This window comes from Rhodoferax sp., assembly GCF_028714215.1.
GTDB lineage: Bacteria > Pseudomonadota > Gammaproteobacteria > Burkholderiales > Burkholderiaceae_C > Rhodoferax.
On the sequence record NZ_JAQTMS010000001.1, the window covers coordinates 1 to 14,964 of the forward strand.

Genomic DNA, 14,964 nt, shown 5'->3' on the forward strand with positions numbered 1-14,964 from the left:
GCACCAATCACCGCTTGTCACTGGAGCGTCTGCCGGTGCCGGTGCTGTCTTCGCTGCGCTGGCCGAGCCGGCCCGAACTGCCCGGCGGCAACCCGGCCTGGACTTTCATGGTGCATCACCCGTTCGACGACTTCGCCTTGTTTGTCGGCGAACTGGCACCCGAAGAGGGCGGCGCGCCGAAGCCGTTCGAAGTCTGGGTCAATGGCACCGAGCAGCCGCGCGGCTTGGGCGCACTGGCCAAGACGCTGTCCATGGACTTGCGCGCCAATGACCCGGCCTGGCTGGAGCTCAAGCTCGACGCCCTGGCCACGGTGGCCGAAGAGCATTCGTTTGAGATGCCGTTCCCGCCGCACGGCGAGCGTCGCCTGTTCCCGGGCGTGGTGGCGGCCACGGCAGCGGTCATCCGCTGGCGCTGCGACCAGCTCAAGGCCTTGCCGGGCAAAGGCTCCAAGGTGGCAACCCCGGTGCTGGACGCCATGTTCAGCCGCGGCGAACCGCAGACCGGCCCGTCCGGCACCCTGGCCTGGTCGGTCGATGTCGACAACCCGGCCACCGGCGAATCCTTCACGGTCACCCTCAAGGAAGTCAATCTGCCGGGCCAGGACGGGGTCATCGTGACCCGGCCCTGCGCGGTCGGTTTTTCCGGCAACTACCCACGCGCCCTGGATGGCCTGGCCCGCTTGCTGTCGCTGGACATGCGGGTGATCGATCCGGCCTGGATCGGCATGAAGCTGCGCAAACTGCTCAACTATGCCGAGCCGCTGGGCCACTTCATGGCCTTCGTGCCGGGCTTGCCGCATGGCGAGCGGCGCCAGCAGACCTGGCCCTCCACCGTGGCTTACATCGCACGCCTCATCATCCACCGCTACGCCATGCTGGGCGTGCTGGACGAAGAAGGCTTGCCGTTGCGGGAAATGGGCGTGCTGGATGCGCCGAAGAACCAGGCGGCCCCCACGACCATGGCCGGCAAGGTGTGTCCGGAGTGCGGCAACCCGACCGTCATTCACAAGGACGGCTGCGACTTCTGCACCGCCTGCGGCTACGTCGGGCAGTGCGGTTGAGGGCGTGAAGCGCGGCGGCTTCAGCCGCGCACCACCAGCACCGGCAGTTGCGTGTGCGACAGCACCGCTTGCGTAACGCTGCCCAGCACCAGTTTTTCCAGACCGCTGCGGCCGTGCGAGCCCATCACGATCAAGTCGGCTTGCATGGCCTGGGCCGCCTCTACCACGCCGCGCCAGGCCGCATGCGATTCAATCACCGAAGTGTTGACGCTGACACCGGCTTGCTCCAGCGCCATTTTGGCGGCCTTGATGGCGGCGTTGGCTTCGGCCGTGGCGGCGCTCAGGTACTCGGCCTGGCCGTAGGCGAAATCGGTCCCGACCCCGGTAAACGGATAGGGATCGATGACAAAAATGGCCGTCACGCGACTGTCAAAGGCCTTGGCCAGACCGATCGCCTTGTCAACCGCCAACTGCGCTGTCGCTGAACCATCCACCGGAACCAGTATGTGCTTGAACATGTTGAAAATCCTTTGAACTTAAAGTTTCCCTGGCACCTTGTGACGACACGGCAGGCACCTTGGCCGTCACCATTGTCGCATCGGTAAGGCGTCAGACCAGGGCGTCGGCAATGCAGCGTTCCAGCCGGCTGGCCAGCACTTTGTCGATGCGCCTGCCATCCAGATCAAGCACCTCGAACAACCAGCCGGCGCACTCGATGCGCTCGCCGACCGCCGGCAGGTGGCCCGACACCGACAGCAGCAAACCGGCCACCGTGTTGTAACGGCCTCTGTCCTCTTCCGGCAGATCGTCCAGGTCCAGACGCACCTTGAGTTCGCCCACCGGCATCAAGCCATCCAGCAGCCAGCTGCCGTCGTCGCGTTGCGTCGCCCAGGCATCGGCCTGTGCCCCCGGCTGCAATTCGCCGGTGATGGCTTCCAGCAGGTCGCGCGGCGTCAGCGTGCCCTGCACCACGCCGTACTCGTCGACCACAAAGACAAAACGACCGGCCTTGGCGCGAAACTGTTCCAGCAATTCCATGCCACTCAGGGTTTCCGGTACAAAAGTGGCGGGTATGGCGTGAGACTCGATGCTACCGGGCGTCGCCGAGCCCAGTTGCAACAAGCGGGCGACGCTGATCACACCCACCACGTTGTCGAGCGAGCCGCGGCACACCGGGTACCAGGAATGGGCACCGCCCTGGCCGCCGCTACCAGCCAAATTCAGACTCTGCGCCACGGTGTTGCCGGCATCGAGCCACTCCACATCCGCCCGCGGCACCATCAGCGAAGTCAGCGATCGCTCATCGAGTTGAAACACGTTTTGCACCATCTGGTGCTCATGCTGCTCAATGACGCCGGCGTCAACCCCCTCTTCCAGACTGGCGCTGATTTCCTCCTCGGTCACCGGCCGCACCGTGTTGGTGTCGATGCGCAACAACTTGAGTACCGCTGCCGTGGTCCCGGACAGCAGTTTCACAAACGGCTTGGTCGCGGTGGCCAGCCACAGCATCGGGCGCGCCACCCAGCGGGCCACCGGTTCCGGGTGCAACTGGCCGATGCGCTTGGGCACCAACTCGCCAAAAATGATGGTGGTGAAAGTGATCAGCGTGACCACGATGGCGGTGGCGGAGATGGCGGCGGCCTTGTCGGCAACGCCAAAACCGTGCAGCCAGGCCGCCACGCCGGCACTGAAAGCCGACTCGCCGACAATGCCGTTGAGAACACCGATGGAGGTGATGCCGACCTGCACCGTCGACAGGAACTGATTCGGATTGCCCAGCAGCGTAAGCGCCGCCTGTGCCCCTTTGTCGCCGGCCTCGGCCATGGCGTTCAGGCGCGCTTTGCGACTCGCTGCCAGGGCCAGCTCCGACATGGCAAACACGCCGTTGAGCAGGGTCAAAAAAACAATCAGCAAAAAATCCATGAATCAGCAGCGAGAATGAACACCATGGCACTCTACCTTATTGGCGACATCCAGGGTTGCGACAGCGCATTGCAACGGCTACTGGATGAGATTTCCTTTTCGGCCAGCCGCGACACACTTTATCTGCTGGGCGATCTGGTCAACCGCGGACCGGACTCGGCCGCTGTGCTGCGCCGTCTGATGGCTTATGGCGGGTCGGTTCAGAGCGTGCTGGGCAACCACGACCTGCACCTGCTGGCGCTGGCCTATGGTGCGCGCAAGCGCCATCCCAAGGACACCTTGGACGCCATTCTGGACGCACCGGACCGCCAGCCCATGCTGGACTGGTTAAGGGGGCAGCCCATGGCGATGTTCAAAAAAATAGACGGTCATGCAGTGTTGATGGTTCATGCCGGCGTTCTTCCGGCCTGGACTGCCAGCCAGACAATGGCCTTGGCAAGAGAGGTAGAGGAGGTTCTGCGCGGCCCCGCACTGGCGGAATTTTTGCCGCGGATGTACGGCGATGAGCCCAGCTCCTGGAGCGACCAGCTCAGCGGCACGGCCCGGCTGCGCGTGATTGTGAACAGCCTGACCCGGCTGCGATTTTGCGATGCCGACGGCCGGATGGAATTTGCCAGCAAGGAAGGCACTGCCGCCACGCCGCCAGGCTATCTGCCGTGGTTTGATGTGCCAGGCCGCCGGACGGCCAACGTCACCGTCGCTTTCGGGCACTGGTCAACCCTGGGCTGGCTGGCGCGCTCCGATGTGTTGTCGCTCGATACCGGCTGCGTTTGGGGTGGCTGCCTGAGCGCACTGCGCCTGGGTGGCGCGACCGGTTCAGACAAGGCCGCCGTGCTGGCGCAAGAACTGATCCAGGTTAAATGTCAACAGGCCCAGAAGCCTGGTTGACGCAGCCGTTCCGAAACGCTACTCGGCCTTGAACAAGGCCGCCACCCGGCGCTTGGGCTTGATGTTGGCCGATATGCTGCGCGCACCGGGCCGGCTGACCGTGGCGTCCCAGGTCGGGGTGGTCTCGGCGGTTGGCGGAGCTTCGTAGGGCTTGTCGAAAAACGGGTCGCGCGCCGCCGGCGTGGGCCGCGTGTAATCGCGCCGCGGCGGGCGTTCCGGCCGGGCAAACTGGCCTTCACGCGCAACGTCGCGCAGGGCGCCAGAGCGATGGCTGCCGTGCCGCGAGTCGTCCGGCACACCCTCGGCGTACATGCGACGGCCGTCATTGATGCGACCCTGGCGGTGGATGTCGGGCACATTTTCATCGAACTCGACCGCCTCCAACTCGATTTTTGTCTTCAGCAGCTTTTCAATATCGGCCACCAGGCGGGCATCGCTCTTGGAGACAAAACTGAGCGCCAGACCGAGCGCGCCGGCGCGCCCGGTGCGACCGATGCGGTGCACATAATCCTCGGCATTGAAGGGAATATCGAAGTTGAAAACCGCCGGCACATCCTTGATGTCCAGACCGCGCGCCGCGACGTCGGTGCAGACCAGCAGATCGACCTCGCCTTTCTTGAAAGCGTCCAGTGCCTTGAGACGTTCATCCTGGCTCTTGTCGCCGTGCAGGGCGGTGGTTTTCAGGCCTTCGCGCTCCAGAGAACGGGCCAGCCGGGCACAGCCCAGTTTGCTGTTGACAAAAACAAAGGCCTGCTTCAAATCGCGCTGCTTCAGGATCTGGTGCAAGGCGTGCCGTTTGTCATCGTCACCGACACTGTAGAAGTGCTGTTCCACAGTGGCCGCCGTACCGTTGGAGCCGCCCACTTCAATCGTCACCGGGTCCTGCAGGTAGCTGCCTGCCAGGCGCTTGATTTCGGGCGAGAAGGTGGCGGAAAACAGCAGCGTGGTGCGCTGCTTGGGCAGGTAGGAGAGGATGCGCTGCAAATCGGGCAGGAAGCCGATGTCGAGCATGCGGTCGGCCTCGTCCAGCACCACGTATTCGACCTGGTTCAGAACGGCGTTCTTGGCCTCGATATGGTCCAGCAGGCGACCCGGCGTGGCGACCAGAATTTCAACGCCTTTTTTCAGCTCAATGGTCTGCGGCTTCATGTCCATGCCGCCAAACACCACGGCGCAGCGCAACTGGGTGTGCTTGGCGTAATCCTTGATGGCTTGCGCCACCTGGTCGGCCAGCTCACGCGTCGGCAACAACACCAGCGCACGCACCGGATGGCGGGCCGGCGAGGTTGAACTGCTCTGGTGTTTGAGCATGCGTTGCAACAGCGGCAGCGAAAACGCCGCAGTCTTGCCGGTGCCGGTTTGGGCCGCGCCCATCACATCGCGGCCTTGCAACACCACCGGAATGGCTTGCGCCTGGATCGGGGTCATGGACTCGTAGCCAAGGTCGGCCACGGCGCGGGCCAGTGGTGCGGCCAGTTGCAGCTGGGCAAAGGCCATCGGTAACGCGTCAGGAGTCAAATCAGAAGTCAAATCGGTCATTCACAGCCAGTATCTGGCGCTATCAGTCCGATAGCGTGGTGCACCCCACGGACTGGGGGCAAACCGGTATTATCCTCCAAACCGCCGGGAAGCCGGGCGGCGGCGCGGCGGCAAACCCGGTTACGCCCTGGGCAGCGTCACGCCATGCTGCCCCTGGTACTTGCCGCCCCGGTCCTTGTAGCTGGTCTCGCAAACTTCATCGCTTTCAAAGAACAACACTTGCGCACAGCCCTCGCCGGCGTAAATCTTGGCCGGCAGCGGCGTGGTGTTCGAGAATTCCAGCGTCACGTAGCCCTCCCACTCCGGCTCGAAGGGCGTCACGTTGACGATGATGCCGCAGCGCGCGTAAGTGCTCTTGCCCAGGCAAATGGTCAGCACGTTGCGCGGAATGCGGAAGTACTCCAGGGTCCGCGCCAGGGCAAAACTGTTGGGCGGGATGATGCACACGTCCTCGTTGAAGTCGACAAAACTCTTTTCGTCGAAATTCTTCGGGTCCACCACCGTGCTGTGGATGTTGGTGAAAACCTTGAACTCGGGAGCGCAGCGGATGTCGTAGCCGTAGCTGCTGGTGCCGTAGCTGACAATTTTGTGGCCGTCGCGCTCGCGGATCTGGCCCGGCTCGAAGGGCTCGATCATGCCGGTGGTCTCCGCCATGTGGCGAATCCATCTGTCGCTTTTGATACTCATGGGGACACATCTCCTAAGGTTGGCAGATTGTACGCAGGGCCTCTTGCGAGATCACCGTTCTCTCGATCAGGCGATCGTCTCCCAGCACAATCATGGCAAACAGCAACTGGTCCAGGCTATCGGCCTGTGCCGTTCTGCGCGCCAGCAAAGGCGTGGCCTGCGGGTTGAGCACGACAAAGTCGGCTTCACAGCCTGGCAACAGGTTGCCGACGGCCGGTCGGCCTTCTTTGCCGTCCAGCCCGAGTGCTTGCGCCGCGCCCGCCGTGTGTTGCCACCACAGATGCTGCGGCGACAGGGACAGACCCGCTTTGGTCTGACCTTCGCGCCCCACGCAGTAAGCCGCCAGCATGGTGTGAAATGGGCTGAAGCTGGTGCCCGCGCCGACGTCGCTGGCCAGGCCGTATCGGAAGCCGACGCGGTCCGCCCCGGCGTAGTCGAAAAAGCCGCTGCCCAGGAACAGATTGCTGGTCGGGCAGATTGCCGCCGCCGCGCCGCTGTCACGCAGCAGGGCGCGGTCAGCATCGTCAATATGGACGCAATGAGCGTAGACGGCGCGTTCGCGCAGCAGGCCAAAATCGAAGTAGGTGGCCAGGTAGCTGCGTGAGGCCGGGAACAGCTGGCGCGCCCATTTGATTTCTTCCCGGTTTTCCGCCACATGCGACTGAATCCACACCTCGGGGTATTGGGCTGCCAGGGCACCGGCGCCGCGCAACTGGGCGTCACTGCAGCCGGGCGCAAAGCGCGGTGTGATGGCGTACCCCAGGCGGCCCTTGCCATGCCACTTGTCGATCAATGCTTCAGAGTCGATCAGACTCTGTTCGGTGGCGTCAAAGGCACCGTCCGACGCCCCCCGGTTGAGGGCCTCGGGCGGGGCATTGCGGTCCATCAGGCACAGCCCGGTGATCAGACGCATGTTCTTGCGCCGTGCCTCGGCAAACAGGGCATTCACCGATTCGGTATGCGAGCTGGCGAACGCCAATGCGGTGGTAACGCCGTTGCGCAACAATTCAGCCGTGAAAAACGTGGCTTCCCGCGCGCTGTATTCGGGCGACGAGAAGCGTTTTTCCTCCGGGAAGGTGTGTTGCTCCAGCCACGGCAGCAGTCCGTCGGCGGCGGCGCCGATGACATTGGTCTGCGGGAAGTGGATGTGCAGGTCGACAAAGCCGGGAGCGATGATGCGCCCCGGCAAATGTTCCGGCACCACATCGGGCCATTGCTGCCGCAGTTCACGGTAGGGACCGACCGCCTGTACCACCCGCATGCCATTGGCATCGGGCCCCACCAGCAACAAGCCGTCTTCTTCAAAAATGGCAGCGTGACGTGGCTCGCCCTCGGGGGTAAAGCGCAGGATGGCGGCGCGGTAAGCTTTCATGGCCAGAGAGCTTAACCGCTAGAACCTTCAGGGCAGCTTGCCCTGCACCCCTTGCACCAGCCAATTCATCTTCAGGATTTGTTCGTCACTCAGAGTCTGGCCTTGGGCAACGACTTCCTTGCCTTCATTGTCCAGCAACACCTTGCCGGCGTGGAAGGGATGCAGTTTGCCCGCCGCAATGTCTTTTTGCCGCGCCAATACTTCTTGCTGCACGGCCTTCGGGACTTTGGGTCCGAAGCCCTCCATCCGGATCATGCCCTCTTTAACGCCACCCCAAACGTTGCCACTTTTCCAGCTACCGTCCAGCACCGCCTGCGCGCGCTGCGTGTAGTACTTGCCCCATTGGTGGGTCACTGCCACGATCTGTGCGTCCGGTGCAATTTTCCGCATGTCCGAGTGGTAGGCCACGGCCAGCTTGCCGCGCTCTTGCGCAGCGGCCATGATGGCCGATGAAGCGGTATGAAAGGCAATCACGTCGACGTTCTGATTGAACAGCGTCATGGCGGCGTCGCGTTCGCGGGTCGGGTCGAACCAGCTGTTGAGCCAGACCAGTTTGACTTCCGCCTTGGGATTGACCGAACGCAGGCCCAGGGTAAAGGCATTGATACCCTGTATCACTTCCGGGATCGGAAAGCCCGCCACATAGCCTACCAGCCTGGTTTGCGTCATGCGCCCGCTGGCGATGCCGGCCAGGTAACGACCCTCGTAATAACGGGCATTGGCCACCGCCACATTGGGCGCGGTCTTGTAGCCGGTGATGGATTCGAACTTGACGTCCGGAAATTCCTGCGCCACCTTAAGCGTGGGTTCCATGTAGCCAAAACTGGGTGTGAAGATGAGCTTGTGGCCGGTGGCCGCAAGATCGCGAATCACGCGTTCGGCATCCGGCCCTTCGGCCACATTTTCAACATAAGTGGTTTTGACCCTGGCGCCCAGCGCCGCCTCCATGGCCTGGCGGCCCTCATCATGCTGGCGCACCCAACCGGTGTCGGTCAACGGCGCAACGTAGACAAAGCCGACTTTAAGCGTCTCTTTGGCGGCGCTGGCTGGTGCGGCAGTTTGGGAAAAAACGGGGAAAATAAAACAGGCGGCCGCGAGCGCGGCTGCGAGGTTTTTATACATGGTAGTCCTCTACATGGCTCCGAAACACAAAACAAAGCCCGCCGGAGCAGCGGGCCTTGGGGCTATTTTAGCCGTACCCGGTCAATCGCGTCTCAGTTGAAATTCTCGAAGGTGGCGTTCAGGCGCTCGATGTACCGGCGCTTGAGCGTCTCGTCGATAAAACTCGCAGCAAAACTGTTGTATGCCAACTGGTACGCGTGCTGAGCACTCAAATCCAGCGCGGCAAAGGTCTGGGTGAAGTTCTGGTTGATGTAACCACCGAAGTAAGCCGGGTCGTCCGAGTTGACGGTCGCCACGATGCCGGCATCCAGCAAGTGCCCCAGGTTGTGCTGGGCCAAGGTAGGACACACGCGCAGTTTCAGGTTTGACAGGGGACAGACCGTGAGCGGAATGCGGTCTCTGGCCAAACGCGCCATCAGCGCCGGGTCGCGCAAGGCCCGCACCCCGTGATCGATACGCTCCACCTTGAGGACGTCCAGCGCACTCCAGATGTAGGCCGGCGGACCTTCTTCGCCGGCGTGCGCCACCAGTCTGAAACCCAGCGCGCGGGCACGGGCAAACACGCGGGCAAACTTTTCCGGCGGATGACCCACTTCACTCGATGCCAGCCCCACCCCCAGCAACTTGTCGCGCTGCGGCAAGGCCTGCTCCAGACACTCCAACGCCTCATGCTCGCTCAGGTGCCGCAAGAAGCAAAGAATCAGGGCCGCGCTGATGCCAAATTCTGCCTGGGCAGCGACGCAGGCGCGGTGCAAACCCTTGATCACCAGGTCCGTGCTCAGGCCATGGCCGGTATGCGTTTGCGTGTCAAAGAAAATCTCGGCATGGACCACGTTGTCCGCCGCAGCACGCGCCAGATAGGCATGCGCCATGTCGTAGAAATCCTGTTCGGTGCGCAGCACCAGCGTGCCAGCATGGTAGATGTCCAGAAAGCTTTGCAGGTCGTCAAACACATAGGCGCCGCGCAGCGCTTCAACGTCCCGGTAAGCCATCGCAACACCGTTGCGCTGGGCCAGCGCAAACATCAACTCCGGTTCCAGCGAGCCCTCCACGTGCATATGCAGTTCTGCCTTGGGCATCAGCCGCAGCAACTCAGGCAATCGATCCGCGGCGACGGGTTTTACTTTGAACATAAGCAATTATCGCCACGGATTTGCATTGAAAAAAGCCGCCAAGTGGTTGTCCTTGGCGGCCTTTGTCAGGGGATATGGTGGGCTGGCGTCAATTGAATGATGCCCCGCAACCCGCATGAACGCTAGGTTTTCACTTTTTCAACTAAATTTTGTTCCCCGGTTTGTTCCCCGGTTTGGTGTTTGCTACCCCGGTTTAGCGTGATTCCTAGGCGCCATCGCTAGATTATTTTTTGGGTCGCCGCAGCTCGGTGAGAGTTTGGCTGAAATACAACAAATCATAGATCATGGAATCGGAGTACCCCCCCCCTCATAATTCCCGCACGCAAAAGATTGCTTAAGCTATCGGTTTCCCGATTGAAAGTGCCAGAGATTTGACCCGCCCTACCCCGGCCCGGCCGCCCCGCCACCACGCCAGGCCATCGGCACCAGCTCCAACGCACAGCTGCCTTGAGCAACGCAGCAGGGCGGGCGGCTGGTGCTCATGCAGGCTTGCGGCCAGGCCACCATGCCAAGCCATCGGCGCCAGCTCCAACGCACAGCACAGACAGGCGTTCACAGCTCAAGGTTGAATATCTCAGGGGTGATCCGGTAGCACGTTGCCGGCCCTATGCCAGGCAGGCGCGGCCTACAGTCGAACGGGCGGCCACCATCGGGTGCCAGGCAACCATGGTCGACCAGCACACGACCCGCGGGCGGCTGGGTGCGTGGCTGCCTACCACCGCGCCAAGCCATCGGGGCACCAGCTCCAACGCACGGCCGCCTTGAGCAGCGCTGCAAGGCGGGCGGCGGTCACTCATGCAGGCTTGTGGCTGGCTGCCCTGCCACCTTGCCCGGCTATCGGCGCCAGCTCCAACACTCAGCCACGGGGCACTTTGGGCAGCGCATCGGCTGGGCGTGCGCTTCGGGGTGTCGACATTTGGACTGCGACAACTGAGGGCACTGCGACAACCGCATGGGCATTGGGTTTGCGTGTCCTCAGTCTGCCCTCAGGCTCAAAAAAAGTGAGGGCAAATTTTTCCGGGTAAGTGCAAGGACGTGCGGCCCTGCACTTATTCTGGTGTCTGGTGCCAGTGATTGCAGGCATTTGCAGCGCGGTAAAAATCCCGCACACCACCGCCTAACGGCGGCCCGGCAATCCCCAGGCGGGGAGCGATGTTCTCAAGACGCGTTGATCTCGAAACATTTGGGAACCGTTACGGAGATGTGGCCAGGGTAACTCACCAGGCGACAATTTTGTCGCCGGCCGCTCCCATTTTCTGGCGACCGCGACCTGCGCAATGGCCGCTACGAAATCAGTCTGGATTGTGGTGGTATTGGCGCCATGCTGCTGACCAGCATTGCGTCTGTCAGCGGATGGGCCTGATGACGCTACTGGTCATGTAACGGCCCTGGTTGCAATGGCATCTCCGCCGGGCATTGCACGCTCCAACAAGCGAGCGGATTTGGATGTGTGGCCGGCCGTGGCGCGTGCCTCGTCGCGCAAGCCTTCGACTTCGGCACGCAGCAGTTTCATTTCTGAGATCAACTCCGGATCGCTGGCGCCGCCGGAGCGCAGCATGGAGGCGATCTGGTCAGCATTCCAAATGCGCGACGGGCCGGTGGCCTCCAGCTCCCAGCCACGCTCGCCGACAACGCGCAGGCCGCCACTGAAGTCGCCGCCATCCGCAAAGCCCGGGATCTGATCGCTTGCCTTGGCGCCTGAAAATAACGAGCCAATTTCGGACAGTGATTTGACTGCGCCGAACGGCACGCCGTTGCCAAAAATCTCGTACCAAATGCTCTTGTCGTTGGGGAAGTAATTTTTCTGGTACGAAATGTCGTGCAGCAAAACGTTTTCAGAACTGTTTTGATTGGCCGTGATGATCCCGGTGTAGAGGTCGGCGAGGTTTGGCAGATCGCCCGTTTCAAGCACCTGGTAGGGCTTTGCGGGGCCGGACAAGGCCATGAAGCCAAGCGCCATCAGGGCGGCTGGGCCAAGAGCGGACATCAAACCAGATCCCGCGCCGGCGGCTTCCGTTGCAGTTCCGGCCGCCGTTCCATATGCCCCGTTTGTCGCCAGCAGTCCATCGATCCCGCCACCGCCGTACCCCATGTTGGCCGCAACGGTGCCCAGCGCGTTGGGGACAGAGGTGGTGCCATTGAGTGCGCTTGCGAATGTTGAAACACCGCTTCCGATGCCGACACTGGTCGCAGCGCTCCCGGCGGCCGATTCAGCAGCTTTTGACTTAATCAAGCCGCCCAGCCCCAGCGCGTCAAGCAAGGATGTTCCAACGCCACTCAACTCGCCCGTAATCCAGACCGTGAATTTCTGCGCGGCCAGGCGGGCGAGCGAGTCCTTCAACGTCTCAATGAGGTTTTCGGCTTCGAACGCTCCATGCCTGAAAAAGCTGTAGGCGGCGTCCTCCATGCCCTTGTAAGTATTCCCCCATAGGGTTTTGGCCTGATTGGCTGCATTGCCGGCGCTGGCGATGTAGTCGATGTAGGCTTGATTGGCACCGGTGACCCAATCCTTTTCCATGGTCAGTCGGGTTTGCATCGCCGGAATGAGCTTTTCGCGCAGGGTCTCGGTGACAGTGTCGAGTTGACCCTTGGCGCGGTTGAAGCCTTCTATGTCGTTGCCATAAATTGAGCCTAGCTGTTGAACCTGCTGGCGGTATTGAATTTCGATCTGGCGCTGCGCGTTCAGGAAGATGATCTGGTCGGCGGTCTTGCCAATCAGCGTTGTTTCGTACACGTACTGGTCGATTTGGTCATTGGCGGCATTGCGAGCGTTGCGAATGGTGTCGATGCTTTTCCACATCACGTCATCCATGACCTTGCGGTATTCAGTCTCGGCCTTGAGAACGTCTTTCAAGATGTTGTGTTCGTCGATTTCTCCAGCCACCGCGAGAAGCTCGGCCTTGTGCTCATCGGTCAAATCCTTGAGCGTGCCGATGGTCAGCATATAGAGAGTTCTCTCGGCAATTGTTTGGTCATTTGTTCTGCCGAGCTGCTTCTCAAGGTCTTGAAGAGACTTTGTGAAATTGACCGTCTCCGCGGCCTGTTGAATCTGCGCGTCTTTAGCCTGATTGATGGCGTCGAGTTGATCGATCATTGCAAGCGTGTTTTGAAGCTCTTCATCGGTCAAAATGATGAGGCTGTTGGTCATATCGGAATAGAGCTTGGCCTGAATCTTCTGCGCGTCAGTCAACTTGCCAGTGCCATCAAGTTCTATTTGACCACTTAGAATTTTTGCTTCGATTGAAGAAATCAATTTGTCATAGGCGTCTTTCATCAAGCCGACTTTTCCGGGCACATCAGCACCTGTCCATGCGTTCCCGACGCTGGTAGCCGCATCGGCGGCAGCGTTTGCACCCAGGCTGTCAGCGCCGAACGCTTGATTGATAGCCTGCGCGTTGTGAAGCATCTGGCCACTGATGTTGTCGCCGATTGCTCCAAGTCTGTTTTTTGCATCCGACCAGCCCGCCACCAAAATGTCTTTTGCGCCCGTCAAATTCCCGGATAGGGCGGCGACTGACGCAGCACCGAGCGTACCTATGCCAATGCCTATTGATTCAAGGATTCCGAGAACCCCCTCAGCCACAATAAAAACCCCCGTCTTGAAGGCATAAAAGGCCGAAGTAGCGATAGCTAACGCCTGTCGAAACACAAATATCGCTTTCGGGAATCCATCTGAGAAATATTCGGCCAAATCCGTGAGGATCGGCATGAAGTTGTCGGCGATGACGCGCTTGAATCCTTGCCCGGTTAACTCGGATTCTCGAGTGAAGGTCTGCATCGCCGTTTCATACCGGTCAACTTGTTTCTGCGTGCCAGGGCCAATGATCAGGCCGTAGGCGATGAGGCTGTCTTTTGCGGTTTGAACCTTATCATTGGTGATTGCTATGGCGTCTTGAATTTGCTTCTCGGTGCCCATGCCGATGGCTTGCGCGGCAGCGTTGCGATCCCATCCCTCTTTGTAGGTTCCCAACACACCAGCGGCATTGATCAGAATTTCCTTCGAGTCAAGCAAAACACCGTTTTGGTCTTTGTAGGTGATACCCAATCGATCCAGTTCGGTGGTGTTGGTGTGCGCGGCGATGGTGGCTTTCCCGAGCGTTCCTACGTAGTCGGTGGAGCTTATGCCAAGGACCTTTAAAGCCTCGTTCAAGGATGATGCTCCGACCGCGCTCAATGGAAGATTGTCCTGAAGCTTTTGAACTTCCTTGTTCATCGAGACGAGCGCGGTAATTTCAGCAGTCTTATAGCTTTCTCCGGTGATAAGCCCGACCAGGAAATCTATGCCTTTGTAGGCGGCATAGACAGCGCCCAAGACAGCGGCGGCCACCCCGGTGGCAAAAGCGATGCCCCAGATCACAACCGTTTTTTCGGTGTAATCCTTGAAGTCTTGCCAAAGAGCCTGCGCTTTGTCAATACCAATTGCGGTGGCGCCACCGATTGCGTAGGCGAACTTCTCCTGCCACGTCTTCAATGATTCAAACGCAGCATCCGGCACTCTGAGCGCATTGGGGTCGATTTTGAGCGCCACCAGCGACGCGGCCGTGTTGTCGGCGGCGTCCTTGGCAATGGCCAGCAGGCGCTTGGTTTCCTCCCAAGTACGACCGAAAAGAGATGCACGCTCTTTTTCAACAGCAGACATCGCATTGATCGAATTTTGCACCTGAACCATTGACAAACCAATTGCAGACATAGAGTCGTTGGTCATCTGCTTGGCGGCCTGAAAATCCTGCGCAAGCTGCGCAAAATCTGCCGATATTTGAATTTCGAGGGCGCCAGCGATCATGATGCGTGTCCTTTGAGTTGTTTCTGGCTATTTCCCCGCGTGCTGAAGTTGGATCGACCCGTTTTGACGAACAAGGCGCGAATCTCTTTTTCAGCGATGCTCAGGCGTGTGTTCTGTGCCGCTTTGAATTCATTCCAGTGGCGACGTTGCTCTTTGAGATCGGACAAGACATCTTCGATGGCTGCCATAGCGATTACCTTAATCAAGTGCCCTGCAAGTGCAGTGTTCACATCAAGATACGCTGTCAAATTCCCGATTTAGCGAGAGCCGGGAAATTTGGTGCGTAACTTTTTTGAGAATCAGTCATGGGCATAAGCCAGGCGGGCTGGACGCAGCGCACCAGGGCCCCGCAGGGCTATGTCCCTAACGAGTTTGTGTTCCTGATGCGCTGCGATTCGGTTATAGCCGCACCCCCAGCCAGAAAAGCATAAGTCCGCAAACGACCCATGCGGCCGGTGGCGATAGCGCTGCGATACCATGACCGATCATCGCGATTCCGCCGAATACCAGAGCGTC

Annotated in this window: 10 protein-coding genes and 1 pseudogene; 2 read left to right on the forward strand and 9 right to left on the reverse strand. The window is 60.4% G+C overall.

Annotated elements, in window-relative coordinates; translation table 11 throughout:
• A pseudogene (locus tag PHS32_RS00005) lies at positions 1–1,061 on the forward strand (ribonucleoside-diphosphate reductase, adenosylcobalamin-dependent); the annotation flags it as partial.
• A gap of 20 nt (positions 1,062–1,081) precedes the next feature.
• On the opposite strand, the gene PHS32_RS00010 reads toward PHS32_RS00005, so the two are convergent.
• Together PHS32_RS00010 and PHS32_RS00015 are read right to left on the reverse strand one after the other, a co-directional pair.
• Positions 1,082–1,519 carry a universal stress protein gene (locus tag PHS32_RS00010; RefSeq protein WP_301076697.1) on the reverse strand — a complete coding sequence of 146 codons (438 nt, stop codon included), beginning with the start codon at positions 1,517–1,519 and terminating at the stop codon, positions 1,082–1,084.
• 91 nt (positions 1,520–1,610) lie between these two features.
• Positions 1,611–2,924 carry a hemolysin family protein gene (locus tag PHS32_RS00015; RefSeq protein ID WP_301076698.1) on the reverse strand — a complete coding sequence of 438 codons (1,314 nt, stop codon included), beginning with the start codon at positions 2,922–2,924 and terminating at the stop codon, positions 1,611–1,613.
• Positions 2,925–2,948: 24 nt separating this feature from the next.
• Between PHS32_RS00015 and PHS32_RS00020 the strand changes: the two genes are divergently transcribed.
• Entirely contained in the window at positions 2,949–3,812 is an 864-nt protein-coding gene (locus PHS32_RS00020) for a symmetrical bis(5'-nucleosyl)-tetraphosphatase (RefSeq protein WP_301076699.1), read from the forward strand.
• An 18-nt stretch (positions 3,813–3,830) separates the two neighbouring features.
• Here the strand turns inward: PHS32_RS00020 and PHS32_RS00025 are convergent, their stop codons facing one another.
• From PHS32_RS00025 to PHS32_RS00055, 7 genes are all read right to left on the reverse strand, one after another.
• The gene (locus tag PHS32_RS00025) at positions 3,831–5,351 is read right to left on the reverse strand and encodes a DEAD/DEAH box helicase (RefSeq protein ID WP_301076700.1); all 1,521 of its coding nucleotides are present in this window, start codon (positions 5,349–5,351) and stop codon (positions 3,831–3,833) included.
• 120 nt (positions 5,352–5,471) lie between these two features.
• Positions 5,472–6,038 carry a dCTP deaminase gene (gene dcd, locus PHS32_RS00030; RefSeq protein WP_301076701.1) on the reverse strand — a complete coding sequence of 189 codons (567 nt, stop codon included), beginning with the start codon at positions 6,036–6,038 and terminating at the stop codon, positions 5,472–5,474.
• Between the two features lie 13 nt (positions 6,039–6,051).
• Positions 6,052–7,410, reverse strand: coding sequence for a guanine deaminase (gene guaD, locus PHS32_RS00035; protein WP_301076702.1), 1,359 nt, complete (start codon positions 7,408–7,410; stop codon positions 6,052–6,054).
• Between the two features lie 27 nt (positions 7,411–7,437).
• Positions 7,438–8,532, reverse strand: coding sequence for a BMP family ABC transporter substrate-binding protein (locus tag PHS32_RS00040; RefSeq protein ID WP_301076703.1), 1,095 nt, complete (start codon positions 8,530–8,532; stop codon positions 7,438–7,440).
• Positions 8,533–8,624: 92 nt separating this feature from the next.
• A complete protein-coding gene (locus PHS32_RS00045; RefSeq protein ID WP_301076704.1) occupies positions 8,625–9,665 on the reverse strand; it encodes an adenosine deaminase in 1,041 nt (346 codons plus the stop codon).
• A 1,375-nt stretch (positions 9,666–11,040) separates the two neighbouring features.
• Positions 11,041–14,448 carry a phage tail tape measure C-terminal domain-containing protein gene (locus tag PHS32_RS00050; RefSeq protein WP_301076705.1) on the reverse strand — a complete coding sequence of 1,136 codons (3,408 nt, stop codon included), beginning with the start codon at positions 14,446–14,448 and terminating at the stop codon, positions 11,041–11,043.
• On the reverse strand, positions 14,445–14,636 hold the full coding sequence (locus PHS32_RS00055) for a hypothetical protein (RefSeq protein ID WP_301076706.1): 192 nt from the start codon (positions 14,634–14,636) through the stop codon (positions 14,445–14,447). The genes PHS32_RS00050 and PHS32_RS00055 overlap by 4 nt, the downstream gene beginning before the upstream one ends.
• Positions 14,637–14,964: the final 328 nt, after the last annotated feature.

Bases quoted from the DNA above. Each gene is read 5' to 3' on its own strand.
- guaD (WP_301076702.1), bottom strand. From the start codon at position 7,410: ATGAAAGCTTACCGCGCCGCCATCCTGCGCTTTACCCCCGAGGGCGAG.
- PHS32_RS00015 (WP_301076698.1), bottom strand. From the start codon at position 2,924: ATGGATTTTTTGCTGATTGTTTTTTTGACCCTGCTCAACGGCGTGTTT.
- PHS32_RS00020 (WP_301076699.1), top strand. From the start codon at position 2,949: ATGGCACTCTACCTTATTGGCGACATCCAGGGTTGCGACAGCGCATTG.
- PHS32_RS00055 (WP_301076706.1), bottom strand. From the start codon at position 14,636: ATGGCAGCCATCGAAGATGTCTTGTCCGATCTCAAAGAGCAACGTCGC.
- PHS32_RS00045 (WP_301076704.1), bottom strand. From the start codon at position 9,665: ATGTTCAAAGTAAAACCCGTCGCCGCGGATCGATTGCCTGAGTTGCTG.
- PHS32_RS00025 (WP_301076700.1), bottom strand. From the start codon at position 5,351: ATGACCGATTTGACTTCTGATTTGACTCCTGACGCGTTACCGATGGCC.
- dcd (WP_301076701.1), bottom strand. From the start codon at position 6,038: ATGAGTATCAAAAGCGACAGATGGATTCGCCACATGGCGGAGACCACC.
- PHS32_RS00050 (WP_301076705.1), bottom strand. From the start codon at position 14,448: ATGATCGCTGGCGCCCTCGAAATTCAAATATCGGCAGATTTTGCGCAG.
- PHS32_RS00010 (WP_301076697.1), bottom strand. From the start codon at position 1,519: ATGTTCAAGCACATACTGGTTCCGGTGGATGGTTCAGCGACAGCGCAG.
- PHS32_RS00040 (WP_301076703.1), bottom strand. From the start codon at position 8,532: ATGTATAAAAACCTCGCAGCCGCGCTCGCGGCCGCCTGTTTTATTTTC.